Source organism: Aestuariibaculum marinum, assembly GCF_014596975.1.
Lineage (GTDB): Bacteria > Bacteroidota > Bacteroidia > Flavobacteriales > Flavobacteriaceae > Aestuariibaculum > Aestuariibaculum marinum.
In genome coordinates, this window is sequence record NZ_JACVXD010000011.1 from 26,516 (window position 1) to 43,831 (window position 17,316).

10 protein-coding genes are annotated in these 17,316 nt (G+C 34.6%); all 10 read left to right on the forward strand.

Going from position 1 to position 17,316, the window contains the following annotated elements; all coding sequences use genetic code 11:
* Nucleotides 1-226: 226 nt before the first annotated feature.
* The 10 genes from ICJ85_RS14215 to ICJ85_RS14260 all read left to right on the forward strand — a co-directional run bounded on the left by ICJ85_RS14215 (nucleotide 227) and on the right by ICJ85_RS14260 (nucleotide 17,299).
* The gene (locus ICJ85_RS14215) at nucleotides 227-2,503 is read left to right on the forward strand and encodes a GH92 family glycosyl hydrolase (protein WP_188224466.1); all 2,277 of its coding nucleotides are present in this window, start codon (nucleotides 227-229) and stop codon (nucleotides 2,501-2,503) included.
* Nucleotides 2,504-2,594: 91 nt separating this feature from the next.
* On the forward strand, nucleotides 2,595-4,886 hold the full coding sequence (locus ICJ85_RS14220) for a GH92 family glycosyl hydrolase (RefSeq protein WP_188224467.1): 2,292 nt from the start codon (nucleotides 2,595-2,597) through the stop codon (nucleotides 4,884-4,886).
* A gap of 8 nt (nucleotides 4,887-4,894) precedes the next feature.
* Nucleotides 4,895-6,214: a sugar MFS transporter gene (locus tag ICJ85_RS14225; RefSeq protein WP_188224468.1), complete on the forward strand. Its 1,320-nt coding sequence runs from the start codon at nucleotides 4,895-4,897 to the stop codon at nucleotides 6,212-6,214.
* A 5-nt stretch (nucleotides 6,215-6,219) separates the two neighbouring features.
* The gene (locus ICJ85_RS14230) at nucleotides 6,220-7,173 is read left to right on the forward strand and encodes a glycoside hydrolase family 43 protein (RefSeq protein ID WP_188224469.1); all 954 of its coding nucleotides are present in this window, start codon (nucleotides 6,220-6,222) and stop codon (nucleotides 7,171-7,173) included.
* A 54-nt stretch (nucleotides 7,174-7,227) separates the two neighbouring features.
* Nucleotides 7,228-8,658 (forward strand): glycoside hydrolase family 125 protein, encoded by a 1,431-nt coding sequence (locus tag ICJ85_RS14235; RefSeq protein WP_188224470.1) that lies wholly within the window; start codon nucleotides 7,228-7,230, stop codon nucleotides 8,656-8,658.
* A 24-nt stretch (nucleotides 8,659-8,682) separates the two neighbouring features.
* A complete protein-coding gene (locus tag ICJ85_RS14240) occupies nucleotides 8,683-10,179 on the forward strand; it encodes a sulfatase (RefSeq protein ID WP_188224471.1) in 1,497 nt (498 codons plus the stop codon).
* 82 nt (nucleotides 10,180-10,261) lie between these two features.
* Entirely contained in the window at nucleotides 10,262-11,668 is a 1,407-nt protein-coding gene (locus ICJ85_RS14245; RefSeq protein ID WP_188224472.1) for a sulfatase-like hydrolase/transferase, read from the forward strand.
* Nucleotides 11,669-11,743: 75 nt separating this feature from the next.
* A complete protein-coding gene (locus ICJ85_RS14250; RefSeq protein WP_188224473.1) occupies nucleotides 11,744-13,471 on the forward strand; it encodes an arylsulfatase in 1,728 nt (575 codons plus the stop codon).
* Between the two features lie 210 nt (nucleotides 13,472-13,681).
* Nucleotides 13,682-15,049, forward strand: a complete 1,368-nt coding sequence (locus tag ICJ85_RS14255; RefSeq protein ID WP_206688049.1) for a sulfatase-like hydrolase/transferase — start codon at nucleotides 13,682-13,684, stop codon at nucleotides 15,047-15,049.
* Between the two features lie 51 nt (nucleotides 15,050-15,100).
* Nucleotides 15,101-17,299, forward strand: coding sequence for a GH92 family glycosyl hydrolase (locus ICJ85_RS14260; RefSeq protein ID WP_188224475.1), 2,199 nt, complete (start codon nucleotides 15,101-15,103; stop codon nucleotides 17,297-17,299).
* Nucleotides 17,300-17,316 lie beyond the last annotated feature (17 nt).

Consider the following 17,316-nt stretch of genomic DNA (forward strand, 5'->3'; position numbering starts at 1 on the left):
TATAAGCCCTATTTTGATTTTAATAATGATATAGCATATACTTATGATTATAAAGTATAGCTGTTTCTAATAAAGAATCTATTCGTTTTAATTGTTCTAATTATAATTTAAGTCAATAGGGCTTTAATAAAAACTTAAAGAGCTCAATTATGTATTGTGTTAAGTAAGAATAAATAAAGTTTAGGAAAGGAAGTATTATTTAGTTTGTGAGTTTTAAAAAATAAAAATGAAAATAAAAATTATAACGTTGATATTTATTTTGAGTGTGAGTCATTTTTTTGCACAAAAACCAACTATGGATTTGGCAGATTATGTAAACACATTACAAGGTACAAATTCCGAGTTTAAAATTACACGAGGCAATACCTATCCAACAACAGCATTGCCCTTTGCAATGCACACATGGACTCCACAAACAGGTGAAAATGGTAATGGGTGGAAGTATCAATACTTTAAGGATGAGATTAGAGGTTTTCAACAGGCGCATCAATGTAGTTCCTGGACTAGAGATTATGCTGTGTTTTCGCTGATGCCAGAAATAGGAGAGTTAATATTGAGTAATAAGGAAAGAGGAGCCCGTTTTACACATGATAATGAAACAGCTAAACCATATTATTATCAAGTTAAACTAGAAAATGGAATAAATACTGAGATCTCTCCAACCGAAAGAGGAGCGCATATTCGTTTTTCATTTCCTAAGGGGAAAAGAGCTTGGATTGTTTTAGACGGATACATTGGAACTAGTGAAATTAATATTGATATAGAAAGGAATAGAATAACAGGATATGTTAGAAATGGAGATGGTTTAAAAAGATTTGAAAATTTCAGAAATTATTTTGTTATAGAATTTGATAAGCCTTTTAAAACTTCAGGTTTATGGGAAAACCAAAATAACAGGATTTTGGATGATAAACTTTCAAAAGAAGGTAAAGGTGTTGGAGCTTATATCGAGTTCAAATCAGGGCAAAAAATACACGCTAAAATAGCATCCTCTTATATTAGTCTAGAACAGGCAGAGAAAAATCTTCAAAATGAGCTTGGGAATCATAAAACATTTGAAGTTACTAAATCAAACGCAAAAAACATATGGAATAATCACCTTTCAAAAATATTGGTTGAAGGTGGTACAGAAGATCAGTTCAAGACATTTTATTCTTGTTTTTTTAGAGCAAGTTTGTTTTCAAGAAAGTTTTATGAGATAGATGATAATGGAGAACCATTTTATTACAGTCCGTACGACGGTAAAATTCATAAAGGATACATGTATACAGATACTGGATTTTGGGATACATTTAGAGCGCAATTTCCATTAAATGCTATGTTGTATCCAGAAATGCACGGGCGTTATGTGTCGGCTCTTTTAGATGCTAAAGAACAGTGCGGTTGGTTGCCTTCATGGTCTTTCCCTAGCGAAGCCGGTAGTATGGTAGGAAATCATGCTATTTCTTTGCTGACAGACGCATGGGCAAAAGGTATTAGAACTTTTGATCCTCAAGAAGCATTGGAAGCATATTTTCACGAAGCAACCAATAAGGGGCCTTGGGGTCCTGCAAATGGCCGAGAAGGCTGGAAGGAATACTTTCAGTTAGGTTATGTGCCCTATCCAGAAGTAAGAGAGGCTACTGCAAAGACATTGGAGTATGCTTATGATGATTTTTGCGGCTATGCTCTTGCAGACATGACAAACAATAAGTTTTATAAGGATATTTTTTCAAGACATATGTATAACTATCGTAATGTCTTTGATCATTCGTCTGGTTTTATGAACGGGAGAAATAAACAAGGAAAATGGAAAGATAATTTTGACCCTTTTGAATGGGGAGGTCCTTTTACCGAAGGTAACGCATGGCATTATCTATGGTCTGTTTTTCAAGATCCAAAAGGGTTGATAGACCTTTTGGGAGGAGAAGATAATTTCAATAAAAAATTAGATTCAGTATTCTCTGTTCCAAATAAAGTTGTAGTTGGTACTTATGGTGGGCGAATTCATGAAATGACCGAAATGGAAATGGCTAATATGGGGCAATATGCACATGGTAACCAACCCATACAACATGCTATTTATCTATATAATTATTCTGGGCAACCCTGGAAAGCCCAAAGTAGGCTAAGGGAAGTCATGTCTAAACTTTATAGTTATACAGAAGACGGTTATCCTGGAGATGAAGATCAAGGGCAAACATCGTCGTGGTATGTGTTAAGTGCTTTGGGAATGTATAGCGTATGTCCTGGTACGGATCAGTATGTTATTGGTAGTCCTATATTTAAAAAAGCAACCATTACGCTTGAGAATGGTAATAAGTTTGTGGTTGAAGGAGAAAATAATAATATGGATAATGTATATATTCAAAGCGCTAAGTATAACGGAATTGATTTTACTAGAAATTATATCAGGTATGGAGAAATAATGCAAGGCGGTAAATTAAGTTTTAAAATGTCTAATCAACCTAATAAAAGTAGAGGGGTTAAAGAAGAAGACAAACCTTTTTCACTGTCTAAATAGGATTTTTTTTATTTATTCAAATGATTAATTAAACCTTATAAATTTAAAGTAATTAAAATAGGAAATCCCCCAAATAGAAACCAGATTTAAAATGAGAACATTAAAAATAATAATTCTTTTAGCGTTGAGCATAAAATTTGTTCAGGCTCAGGAAAATTTAATACAAAAGGTAAATGAGCCTTTAAATTGGGTAAATCCGCTCATGGGTACCGATTCCAATCATAGTCTATCTAATGGTAATGTTTATCCGGCAATTGCCATGCCATGGGGTATGAATTTTTGGACACCTCAAACAGGTGAAATGGGTAAAGGCTGGGCTTATAATTATGATGATACAAAAATAAGAGGCTTTAAACAGACACATCAGCCATCTCCATGGATGAATGATTATGGTCAGTTTTCAATTATGCCAGTAACAGGTAAATTAGTTTTTAAAGAAAAGGATCGCCAAAGTTGGTTTTCACACAAAACAGAAACTGTAAAGCCACATTATTATAAAGTATACTTGGCAGATTATGATGTTACAACCGAAATTACCCCAACCGAAAGAGCAGCGCGTTTTCGTTTTACTTTCCCTCAAACAGAAGAAGCTTATGTTGTTGTTGATGCTTTCGATAAAGGTTCTTACATTAAAGTAATTCCAAACGAAAGAAAAATAATTGGTTACACTACAAGAAATAGTGGTGGTGTTCCTGACAATTTTAAGAATTATTTTGTTGTAGTTTTTGATAAAGATTTTACGTTTAATAAAGCTTTTAGTGAAGGAGAGTTAAAAGAAGATTTGGAGATCACTTCTAATCATGCAGGAGCTGTTATAGGATTTAAAACTAAAAGAGGTGAGCAAGTAAATGCTAAAGTAGCCTCATCATTTATCAGTTTTGAGCAGGCCGAAAGAAACTTAAACGAGATAGGAAATAATGACTTTGATGCTCTAAAAGAAAAAGGAAAAAATATTTGGAACAAAGAGTTAGGTCGAATAGAGGTCGAAGGCGGTACATACAATCAAATAGGGACATTCTATTCTTGCTTATACCGCTCTTTGCTATTTCCTCGTAAATTTTATGAATATGATGAAAATGGAAAGGTAATTCACTACAGTCCATATAATGGGGAAGTTCGCGATGGGTATATGTTTACCGATACAGGTTTTTGGGATACGTTTAGAGCGCTGTTTCCATTCTTGAATTTAATGTATCCGGAATTAACGGCTCAAATGCAGGAAGGTTTATCTAACGCTTACGATGAAAGTGGCTGGTTACCAGAGTGGGCAAGTCCGGGATTACGAGATATTATGGTTGGGAATAATTCAGCTTCTGTTGTTTCAGAAGCTTATTTAAAAAGTGGTGATGCCTATAAATATGATATTGAAAATCTTTACGAAGCATTAATTCATGGAGCAAATAACGCAGGTCCTTTAAGAGCTGTAGGAAGAGCGGGGGCTGAATACTATAAAGAATTAGGATATGTACCATATGATGTTGGAATCAATGAAAATGCGGCTCGAACCTTAGAGTATGCTTACGATGATTTTGCTATTTATCAATTAGCAAAAAAATTGGGTAAACCGAAAGCTGAGATTGAAGAGTACAGAAACCGAGCCATGAACTATAAAAAATTGTATGATCCTGAGACTAAATTAATGAGAGGTAAAAATAAGAATGGCGAATTCATGAAACCTTTCAATCCGTTTAAATGGGGTGATGCATTTACAGAAGGTAATAGTTGGCATTACAGTTGGTCTGTATTTCATGATGTACAAGGTTTGGTAGATTTAATGGGTGGAAGTGATGAATTTACCGCTCAATTAGATAAAGTGTTTTCTTTACCTCCTGTTTTTGATGATTCGTATTACGGGGGAGTTATCCATGAAATACGCGAAATGCAAATTGTAAATATGGGACAATATGCACATGGAAATCAGCCAATTCAACATATGATTTATTTGTATAATCATGGAGGTCAGCCATGGAAAACACAGTATTGGGTTAGAGAAACTATGAATCGTATGTATTCATTTACTCCCGATGGGTATTGTGGCGATGAAGATAATGGTCAGACGTCTGCGTGGTATGTGTTCTCCGCATTAGGTTTTTATCCTGTTACTCCGGCAAGTGACCAATATGCTATGGGGGCACCGTTATTTAGAAAAGCTACAGTGCATTTAGAAAATGGAAATACGATTACCATAAATGCAGAAGAAAATAGTGATGAAAACCGATACATTCAATCTATGGAAATGAATGGTAAAAAACACACGAAAAACTGGTTAAGTCATTCGGAACTTTTAAAGGGGGCAACCTTGAATTTTGAAATGAATTCAAAACCAAACAAAAAAAGAGGAACAAAAAAAGCCGACCTTCCTTATTCATTAAGTAACGAATAATTTTAAGAATGAACCAGAAAAAAAACTATCGAACGGCTTTTATATTTTTAACAGTATTATTTTTCCTTTGGGGATTTATAACTGTTCTTGTAGACTCATTAATACCTCGATTAAGGGAAGTGTTTACTTTAAGCTATTTTCAAGCAGGCATGGTGCAGTTTGCATTTTTTGGAGCTTATTTTTTAATTTCCATACCGGCGGGTTACATATTATCTAAAATAGGGTATAAAAGGGGTATAATTCTAGGGCTTACAATTATGTCTACGGGGTGTTTACTTTTTTATCCGGCAGCTTCTATGAGAGTTTTTGGAATTTTCATGCTAGCTTATTTTATGCTTGCTGCAGGAATGACAGTATTGCAAGTCGCAGCCAATCCTTATGTGACAGTACTAGGTCCAGAAGAAACAGCATCTAGTAGGCTGAATTTATCTCAGGCTTTTAATTCTCTAGGAACTGCTATAGCTCCGGCAATTGGCGCCCTTTTTATACTTAGTGATAAAGTCATGAAAACTGAAGAAATCGAAGCTTTGGACAATGCAGCTCGGGATAGCTATTATTTAAATGAAGCAGCTGCTGTTCAATTACCTTTTTTAAGTATTGCGGCATTCATCACGATTATTGCTGTAATATTTGTTTTTGTTAAGCTTCCAAAAGTTGGAGATACATCGGTATCTAATGATTATAAAGGCGTTTTAAAAAATAAAAATCTTGTTTTAGGTGCTTTGGGGTTATTTTTCTATGTAGGAGCAGAAGTAGCTCTTGGAAGTTATATGGTTAATTATTTTTTAAGTTTAAATCTTGCAGAGACAGTACGTAACACGAATTTTATGAGAACCATAGCCGAATGGGTGTTAACCTCAGGAGTTGCCAATTCTAGTGATATGGCCGTGGTTGGTGTATTTGTTACTTTCTATTGGTCGGGAGCTATGGTTGGAAGATTTATTGGATCTTATCTAACAAAACTGATTAATCCGGCAAGAGTACTTATATTTTTCGCTATAGGGGCCATATCAATGATAATTATTTCTGCGTTTTCAAGCGGACTTATAGCTATGTGGACGCTTGTAGCTGTTGGTTTATTCAATTCGATAATGTTTCCAACCATATTTAGTTTAGCTCTTGATGGACTTGGAAATGATAAGCCTCAAGGATCAGGGGTATTATGTACTATGATTGTTGGAGGGGCAATTATACCACCAGCTTTTGGCTTCATAACTGATTCATTTGGATTTAGATTAGCCTTTTTATTAGTAATAATTAGTTACGGCTTTATATTTTATTATGCCTATAGAAATAAATCTGTTCCAAATACCATAAAATTAACTTAGAAAAGATGAAAAGAAATATTATTAGCTTCCTGTTTTTTTTAATAATATCTTTTGGTTTATCAGCCCAAAACAATCCTGTTTTTCCTGGTTGGTATGCCGATCCTGAAGGTGCTGTGTTTGAAAAACAATACTGGATATACCCTACGTATTCCGCGCCCTACGAAAAGCAAGTGTTTTTAGATGCTTTTTCTTCAAAAGATTTAAAACATTGGAAATTTCATCATAGAATTATTGATACTGTTGAGGTAAAATGGGCAAAACGAGCCATGTGGGCTCCAGCGGTTATTTCAAAAGATAAAAAATATTATTTGTTTTTTGCAGCAAATGATATTCAAAATAATAATGAATTAGGAGGAATTGGTGTTGCGGAATCAGATAAACCTTCAGGACCTTTTAAGGACTTACTAGGTAAACCACTTGTTGATAAATTTTATAATGGTGCACAGCCCATAGATCAATTTGTATTTAATGAAGGTGATAAATACTATATGTTTTATGGAGGTTGGGGACATTGTAATGTAGTACAGTTGAATAAAGATTTTACAGGTTTTATCCCATTTGAAGATGGGACAACATTTAAAGAGGTTACTCCAGAAAATTATGTAGAAGGTCCTTTTATGTTTAAACGAAAAGGAAAGTATTATTTTATGTGGTCTGAAGGAGGTTGGGGAGGTCCTAATTACAGTGTAGCTTATTCAATTTCAGATTCACCGTTAGGACCTTTTAAAAGAATAGGTAAAATTCTTCAACAAGATTTAAATGTGGCCACAGGTGCAGGACATCATTCGGTAATAAAAAATCCTAAGAAGGATGAGTATTATATTGTGTATCACAGACGACCATTAACCGAAACAGATCGAAACTCAAGAGTAGTTTGTATAGATGAAATGAAATTTGATGAGAAAGGATACATTATTCCTGTCAAGTTAGACTCATTTCAAGGTGAAGAAAGAAAATAACTTGAAAGTATTTCGATTTAAAGTTTTTGAATTAAGACAAAATAGAATTATAAAATGAATAGAAGAAAATTTATCCAAAATACAGCAATAGTGGGAGGGTTTACTGTATTAAATCCATTTGAAGTTTTTGCTACTGAAAGAATACTTTTAAATAATTTTCCAGAGGTTAGAGTTCCAAAAGGAAAAAGAAATTTTGAGAGTAAGTTTATTGAAAAAGCCATAAATGAATTCAGTAAAAATGTCAAAGATGAAGAATTAGCTTGGTTATTTAATAATTGTTTTCCAAATACCTTAGATACTACGGTTACATATTCAGAGATTAATGGTAAACCAGATACTTATGTAATAACGGGAGATATTGATGCTATGTGGCTTAGAGATAGCTCTGCACAAGTATGGCCATATATGCAATTTGCTAATAAAGATAAAGCTTTGAAGAATCTAATTGCAGGTGTAATAAACAGGCAGGTAGCTTATATATTAAAAGATCCATATGCTAATGCTTTTTATAACGATCCGAATCATAAAGGAGAATGGACAACAGACCATACCAAAATGTTACCAGGCGTGCATGAAAGAAAATATGAGATAGATTCACTTTGTTACCCAATAAGGTTAGCCTACAACTATTGGAAAGTAACTGGAGATACAACACCTTTTGATACAGACTGGTTAAATTCAATTAAAAGTACTTTAAAGGTTTTTAAAGACCAGCAACAAAAAGACGGAACAAATCCATATACTTTTCAAAGAACAACGAATAAAGCGTCAGACACACGTTCTCTACATGGTTATGGGTATCCTGTAAATCCAATTGGTTTAATATGTTCAGCTTTTAGGCCAAGTGATGATGCTACCGTGTTTTCATTTTTAATTCCCTCCAACTTTTTTGCTGTGGTTAGTTTAAAGCAGGCAGCAATTATGGTAGAAGAGATCAAGGGTGACGCCATTTTAGCTAAAGAGCTATTATTATTAAGTGAAGAGGTTGATAATGCATTGAAAAAGTATGCTATTGTAAATCATCCAAAGTATGGTGATATTTTTGCTTTTGAAATTGATGGTTTTGGAAATCATCTGCTTATGGATGATGCAAATGTACCAAGTTTATTATCATTACCTTACTTAGATGCTATCGATGTTAATGACCCAATTTATCAAAATACAAGAAACTTTGTTTGGTCTTTAGATAACCCATTTTTCTTTAAAGGAAAAGCCGCAGAAGGTATTGGAGGACCACATGTAGGAATGGATATGATATGGCCAATGGCAATAACAATGAAAGGATTAACAAGCACCAAAAAGTCAGAAATAAAAGAGTGCATAGAACTATTAAAAGCAACTCATGGCGGAAAAGGATTTATGCATGAGTCTTTTCATAAAGATGATCCTAAAAACTTTTCAAGACCGTGGTTTGCTTGGGCAAATACGCTTTTTGGAGAGTTATTATGGAAGGTCTATCAAGAGAGCCCAGAACTTTTAAAATAAATATCAATAAAAGACAATCTAACTATGAATTATAAAGTAAGTGTATTCTTTGTGTTAAGCATTTTTTCTATTTTTAAAGTATTTGCACAACAAAAAAATACGCAACCACCAAATATTCTATTAATACTTGTTGATGATTTAAAACCTAATTTAGGAGCGTATGGAGATACTTTGGTAGTAAGTCCAAATATCGATAAGTTAGCTTCCGAGGGGATACGTTTTAATAATGCCTACAGCAATCAAGCTGTTTGTGGCCCTTCTCGTTATAATCTACTTTTAGGATCACGATCGACTAGTACAGGATTCTATAATTTTGGAAGACAATTCAGAGATGTTTATCCTAATGCGGTTACTATGCCTCAGTATTTTATGAATGCAGGTTATCATACCGAATCTATGGGTAAGGTTTTTCATATCGGCCATGGCAACACAAATGATGAAGCTTCTTGGAGTATTCCACATTTCAAGGAAAAAGTTATTGAATATGTAGATCCTAACAGTACAGGAAGAAAACTTACTCGAGAGGAAGCTTATTTCGAGAACACTAGAATGCATATTAAAAACATGCCTCCCAATCACGAATTACCTCGAGGAGCAGCTTGGGAATCTCCCGATGTTCTTGATGATGCTTATGCAGATGCTCGTGTAGCCAATCACGCCATAGAACGTTTACGCAAACTAAAAGAGAATCCTGATAAACCATTTTTTATAGCGGTAGGGTTTGCCCGACCACATTTACCATTTAGTGTACCTAAGAAATATTGGGACTTATATGATGCTAAAGATATGCCTATGCCAGAATATGAAAAAGCGCCCGAAGGTTCTCCTGATTTTACAAAAAAGAGAGGACATGAAATGGCTCAGTTTTTTCCAATACCACAACATCAAGACGTATACGATAATGATTTAAAACGAAAGCTGATACATGGTTATTATGCGAGTATCTCGTATATGGATGCCCAATTAGGTAGAGTAATGGATGAGTTAAAACGGTTGAATATGGATGAAAACACCATTATTGTACTTTGGGGTGATCACGGTTGGCATTTAGGCGACCATGCCATTTGGACTAAGCATACTAATTTTGAGCAGGCAAATCATATTCCTTTAATTTTTAAAGCTCCTGGGCTAATAAAGCCAGGAAGTGTTACCAATCAATTTGCAGAGACTGTAGATGTTTATCCTACACTTGCTAGTTTGGCTGGGCTAAAAAAACCAAAAGGGCCTCAACCTTTAGATGGAACTAACTTAAGCCCTGTTTTAAAAAATGCTTCTAAGATAATTAAAGACCATGCCTATCATGCGTTTCCAATGGGAGGCTATTTAGGAGAGGCCATACGTACAGAGCAGTATAGAATGATTCGTTGGACACCAAGAAACAATAAAAATAAAGAGGTACTTTACGAATTATACGACTACAAGAATGATTATAAGGAAACTAAAAATATTGCTAAAGAGCGTCCAGAAGTTGTTACTCATATGGTAAAGATTTTAGAGCAGTATCCAGAAGCAAAAAAGTAATATAATATATAAAAAAACAATTTTTTCAATAATGCAATTATTTAAATTTTTTCAGAAACAACGATTTCTAGGAATACTAATTATGGCGTCAGTTTTTTTTGGCTGTAAGCAAAAAGCTGAAGTAATTAATGCAGAAGGTAGGTTAGTGAATTCAACCAAAAAGCCTAATATCATAATGATATTTATTGACGATATGGGTTGGGCTGATCTTTCCAGTTTTGGAAATACAGAGGCTAAGACACCTAATATTGATCAATTAGCATCAGAAGGTATGAGTTTTGATCAGTTTTATGTAAATGCTCCTATATGCTCACCTTCACGTATAGCAATTACTACGGGAACGTATCCTCAACGTTGGAATATTACTTCGTATTTGTCAGATCGTAAGCACAATGCCAAACGCGGAATAAAAAATTGGTTAGATCCAGCGGCTCCAACACTAGCCAGAGATTTACAAGCGGCAGGTTATGCTACAGGACACTTTGGAAAATGGCATATGGGAGGTCAACGTGATGTTGATGAAGCACCAGCAATCACCCAATATGGTTTTGATAAATCTTTAACCAATTTTGAAGGTATGGGGCCTAAATTATTACCTCTTACTAAAGATGCTAAAGGAAATGTAGGAAGGATATGGGAGGGAGCTGAGCGACTTGGCGATTCATATACTTGGATGCAACGATCAGAAATTACAACTGGTTTTATTGATGCTGCTATGAATTTTATAGATGAAAAGCGAAACGCTAATCAGCCATTTTATGTAAATATTTGGCCAGACGATGTACATAGTCCGTTTTGGCCTCCTTTCGAGGATTACGATTTAACAAAAGCAGATGGTAAACGAGCCTTGTATTTAGCAGTTCTAGAAGCTATGGATAAACAATTTGGAAAATTATTCAATTATGTAAAAAGTGATAAAGCGTTGCGAGATAATACATTAATTGTCTTTTGTTCAGATAATGGCCCCGAAGAAGGAGCTGGAACATCTGGAGATCTTCGTGGTTTTAAAGGACATTTATATGAAGGAGGGATTCGTTCTTCATTAATAGTTTGGGGACCTAATTTTATATCAAAAAAAGCACGAGGTACTCGTAATAGTGATAATTATCTTTCAGCTATCGATTTAAAACCCTCATTACTTAAGTTAAGTGGTATAGAAAAAGCAGAAGGAACTTTAACTGATGGCGAGAATCTTTTAGGAACCTTATTGGGGAAAACGCAAACCTCTAGACAAGAACCAATTTTTTGGGGACGTCCACCAGACAGAAAAAAACATGGAGGTAAGTCATTACCAGATCTTGCTATGCGAGAAGGAGATTTAAAATTGCTTTGTGATTTTGATGGAGGTCGTCCTGAACTTTATAATCTTAAGGAGGATGCAGCGGAAACTATCAATTTAGCTTCGCAACATCCTAAAATAGTAGAAGAAATGGTTATGAAGGTAACAGCATGGTATTCTAAAATGCCAAAAATAAGTGATATGGAATAAAAATAGATTTATTTAGAATGATATAGATATAAAAAACTATAAGACCTACCGAAGTTGTCTTTAAATTAAATAATAATGAAAAAAATATCACGCTTTTATACAAGAAAACAAAATAAGATAATACTCATAGTTATTTTATTTTTAATATCTCTTGTAACATTATTTTCCAATGAAAATTGTAATGTTTCATTCACTGCGGTTAATGATTTGGATGATCAAGCGGCGAAGCTTGATCATCCAAATAACAAAATAAAACGCCCTAATATTGTTTTGATCATGTCAGATGATATGGGATATTCTGATATAGGCGCTTTTGGAGGGGAAATAGATACACCTGCATTGGATGAGCTTGCTCTTAACGGTGTACGATTTACACAGTTTTATAATACGGCAAGATGTTGTCCAACCAGAGCTTCATTAATGACTGGACTTTATCCTCATCAAACAGGAATTGGCCATATGACTAATCCTCCTGAAAATAAAACAGATCATGATGTTGGGTTACCTGGTTATAGAGGTTTTTTGAACAGGTCTAATATAACTTTAGCCGAATTACTTAAAAGTGCTGGTTACACTACATTGATGACTGGGAAATGGCACCTTGGGATGAGTCAAAAGAATCAATGGCCATTACAACGTGGTTTCGATAGATTCTATGGTATTTTGGCAGGGGCTTCTAACTTCTTTAAACCTAAATATCCAAGGCATATAAGCTTGAATAATGAAGAAATTGAAATTCAAGATGACGAATTTTATACTACAGATGCATTTACTGATTATGCAAAAAAATTCATTGGTGAGACTACTTCCAAAGAGAAGGATAAGCCCTTTTTTCTTTATTTAGCATATACAGCTCCGCATTGGCCTTTACAGGCTCCTAAAGCCGAAATCGATAAATATAGAAATCGTTACCATCAAGGTTGGACTCAATTGAGAGATGAGCGTTATCAAAGAATGATTGATTTGGGACTTATCGAAGATGAATGGGAACTTTCTCAAGACGATGCCATAGACTGGGATGGTCTATCAGAGAAAAAGCAAGAAGAAATGGCATTGAGACGTGCTATTTATGCCGCTCAGATTGATAAAATGGATCAGAACATTGGTGAACTTGTAAGTTATCTTAAAGACATTGGCGAATTTGATAATACTATTATATTATTCCTTAATGACAATGGAGCATGTGCTGAAGGAGGAATGTTAGGAGGAGGACCAGCCGAAAATCTAGAAAGTAAAGAAGGGTACTTTCTTACTTATGGGCAAGCATGGGCTAACTCCTCAAATACACCATTTCGAAAATATAAACATTGGTTACATGAAGGAGGGATTTCAACACCTTTAATTGTCCATTGGCCTGAAGGAATAAAAAGTAAGCAACGAGGTAAAATTATTAACCATTATGGTTTTCTACCTGATATTATGGCAACCTTTGTCGAGTTGGCTAATGCCAAATATCCAAAAACATATCAGGGTAATAATATTCATTCTATAGTAGGAAAAAGTTTGATGCCTCTAATAGAAGGAAAAAATAAACCCATTCATACAGAACCAATTTTTTGGGAGCATGAAGGGAATAAAGCTGTACGGTTAGGAAATTATAAATTAGTGATGGATTGGGGGGCTAAACAGCAGAAGGAATGGGAACTTTACGATATGCAACAGGATCGAAGCGAAACTAATAATATAGCCGACCAGTACCCTGAAAAGGTAAAAGAATTATCCGGTTTGTGGGAGCGTTGGGCCGAAGTAAACTATGTAGAGTCATGGGATGTTATACTAAAAAAGATGAGAGAGAAACGATAAAAATTCATTTCTATTAGTATTTAGATAGAAGACTTATGAGAGTTTTTAGTGAAGGATCTAGCTTCTTAAGTATGTTAGGGTTTCTATCAAGACCATACGAAAACGGAAATTTAAATTTATGTCATCCAGTATTTGTAGCTCAATAAATAATTATAAAACTTTAATTAAAAAATGAAATTAAGGCAAAAACTTTTTTTATATCTCATTTTCATGCCTTTTGTAGTATGGAGTCAGCATGATGAAAAACCTAATATCATTGTAATATTGGCTGATGATTTAGGATGGGGTGATGTGGGGTATCATGGCAGTGAAATTCACACACCTCATATTAATCAGTTGGCCAAAGAGGGCCTTCGAATGGAGCGTTTTTATGTAACTCCTATATGTTCTCCTACTAGGGCAGGGTTGCTTACAGGACGCTATCCAGAGCGGTACGGTCTTCGTTCAACAGTAATTCCTCCTTGGCGTGATTTTGGAGTGGATACTAGTGAGGTTTTTCTTCCTGAAAAGTTGAGTAAGGTAGGATATACCAATCGGGCTGTGCTTGGTAAATGGCATTTAGGACATTCGCGTATGCAATATCATCCTCTCCATAGAGGCTTCACCCATTTCTACGGGCACTATAATGGAGCTATAGATTTTTTTACACATTTTCGTGAGGGTGAATTGGATTGGCATGATGATTTTAATTCTTCATATGATGAGGGCTATTCAACAGATTTGCTTACTCAGGAGGCTATTCAGAATATAAAGGAATACAGTGCGGAAGGCGATCCGTTCTTTATGTACGTGGCATATAATGCGCCTCATGTCCCACTGCAAGCAAAAGAAGAAGACTTGATTGCTCAAGGATATGATGCTAGCAAACCAAAGTTTAGTGATGAAAAAGGTTATGGTTATCAAGGCAGAGGAAATACTGTTAAGCAAACTTATAATGCTATGGTAAGTTCATTAGACAAAGGCATAGGAGAAATTCTTGCTGCTCTTGAGGAAAATAATATTGAAAAAAATACAATTGTATTATTTTTTAGTGATAATGGACCAGATCCTGGATCGGGTGGCAGTAGTGGAGGTTTAAGAGGAACGAAATTTGAGGAATGGGAAGGAGGAGTAAGAGTGCCGGCGATAATTAAATGGCCAAGCAAAATTAAAGGAGGAGAAATTTCTAATCAGGTAACAGGTTATATAGATGTTATGCCAACACTTCTGGATATTGTAGGAGTAAAAGAAGAATCAAAATTACCATTGGATGGTATTAGTATATTACCAGTTTTAAAGGGGCAAAAACCTGTTATTCATAGAGAATTTTACCTTGGTAGTAAAGCTCTTGTAAATACGGAGTGGAAATTAATAAAATCCGATGGAAGTCGAGGTATGCGCCTAGAAAATGATGTATTATTTCATCTTATTTCAGATCCTTCAGAAAAGCTTGATGTCAGGCAGCAATATCCTCTTGTTTACAAGAAGATGATGACGGCTATAGAAAAGTTTGAGAATATTCATTATAAAACGGAAGTTCGTCCTTATGGAGAGGGAAGAAAAGGGTTTAAGGCGCCTAAGGAATGGAAAATAGAATAAATTTTACTCTATAAGGAGTTGCCCGAATTTTTGTCTTACATATATTTAACAATGAATAAGAAGTTAACCATTTTCATTTTTTTATTGTCAATTTGTTATAGTTTTTCAAGTTGTCAAAACCATAATGGACAGGAAGAGCAAAAGAATGATAGTGGGAAATTTGTTGAAAAACCAGTAGTATTTGTAAATCCCTTTTTAGGAACAGCACCCCTTTTAGACACTACAATTATAGGATATACACCTCCTAAGGATTGGCGAGTTTGGGCTGGTTTAACCTTTCCAGGCTCATCCTGGCCAAATGCCATGGTGCAGTTAAGTCCCATTACCGAGTATGGAAGTGGAGCAGGTTATGAATATGAGGACAAAGAGATTTTAGGGTTTACACATACAAATAAAGGGCATTGGAATTTGTGTAATATACCCATTTTACCCGTATCAGGATTTAATACATATCCTTATAAGTCTAAGTTTTCTCATACAAAAGAAACAGCCTCTCCTGCTTATTATCAGGTTTATTTAGAAGATTTTAGAGTTAATGTAAGACTTAGTTCAACCTTACGATGTGGTATTCATGAATATACTTTTGAAAATAATGAAAATAGACAGATCCTTTTCGATTTAAGTAAGGCAAATAATAAAGTTGTTAAATGGGAAATTAAGAAAATAGGAAGTAATGCGTTGGAAGGCGTGCAAGATATAGGTCGGGATAAGATATATTTTTATGTGACTTTAAGTCAAGAAATTGAACAATTAAAAATAGAAGAGAATAAAGCTGGAGATAAATTTGCGTTGGTTCATCTTAAAGATGGAGGTTCAAGCCCTTTAATTTTAAAAATAGGATTGTCCTTTGTAAGTGTTGAAAACGCAAAAGAAAATTTGAATGCAGAAATAGGTACGAAGTCTTTTGATGAGGTTCATACAGAGGGTGTAAAAGAGTGGAATACTTTACTGTCTCGAATAAAAGTTAAAGGCGGTTCAAAAAGAGAAAAAGAGATTTTTTATAGCTCTTTATACAGGTCATTCTTATGGCCAGCTTTAAGAAGTGATTCAAACGGAGAATTTATAGATGAGTCAGGGATAATAAGGAAAGAAGGGTTTAACTATTATACCTTACCTTCTTTATGGGATACTTATCGAAATAAATTAGTTCTATTAGGTATGCTGAGACCAGAACTTACTGGAGATGTAATTCAAAGTATGGTTAATAGAGGTGAGATTAGAGGATTTATGCCTACGTTCTTCCATGGAGATCATGCAGCACCTTTTATAGCAAGTTCTTATTTCAAGGGGATAACAAATTTTGATGTCCAAAAAGCATATCAACTTTTACTAAATAATGCTTATAAAGAAGGAGGGACAAGGCCTTATATTACCGAATATATAGAAAAGGGATATATATCTACTCCAGTGGTTAAAAATCCCAACGTAGAAACAAAAGGCCGGGCAGGAGTTTCTAAAACTTTAGAGTATGCCCATGACGATTACGCCTTAAGCCTTTTAGCCGAGAAATTAGGAGATTCTGAACATGCAGAAGATTTGATGAAACGGTCTGAAAATTATAAGAATGTATTCGATAAGGAAACTAATTTTATGAGAGGACGACTTGATGATGGCCATTGGGTAACACCTTTTAATCCGCAATATCCATATTATCAATATATGTATCGAGAAGCAAATGCTTGGCAGCTATCGTTTTATGTCCCTCATGATATATATGGTTTGGTGAATTTATACGGAGGAACTCAACGGTTTGAAGAAAAATTAGATTCATTATTTTCAGTACCGTGGAATTCTAATTATATAGCGCGAAACGTGTCTGGGTTTTTAGGACAATATTGTCACGGAAATCAACCAAATCATGAGGCGCCATTTGCTTATTATTTTGTAGAAAAACCAGAAAAATCACAGGCAATTTTAGATATACTTCTAAAAGATTATTATGGTATTGGAGAATATGGATTAGCATTGTCAGGCATGGATGATGCAGGAGAAATGTCGTCATGGTATGTGTTTACGGCTTTGGGTTTATATCCTTTATCTGTCGCTGATAATGAATTCATAACAACTGTTCCAATTTTTGATGATATTATATGGGAATTAAATAATGGTAAAACATTAACCATTTCAAAAAAAGGACAATCACGTAAATTAAGATCAGTAGAAATTAATGGAGAAAGATTAAAGAACTTTTTTGCGCCGTATTCAATTTTTGAAGAAGGAGGAGAATTAATTATTGAAACAGAAAATTAATGGCTATTTAGAATTGT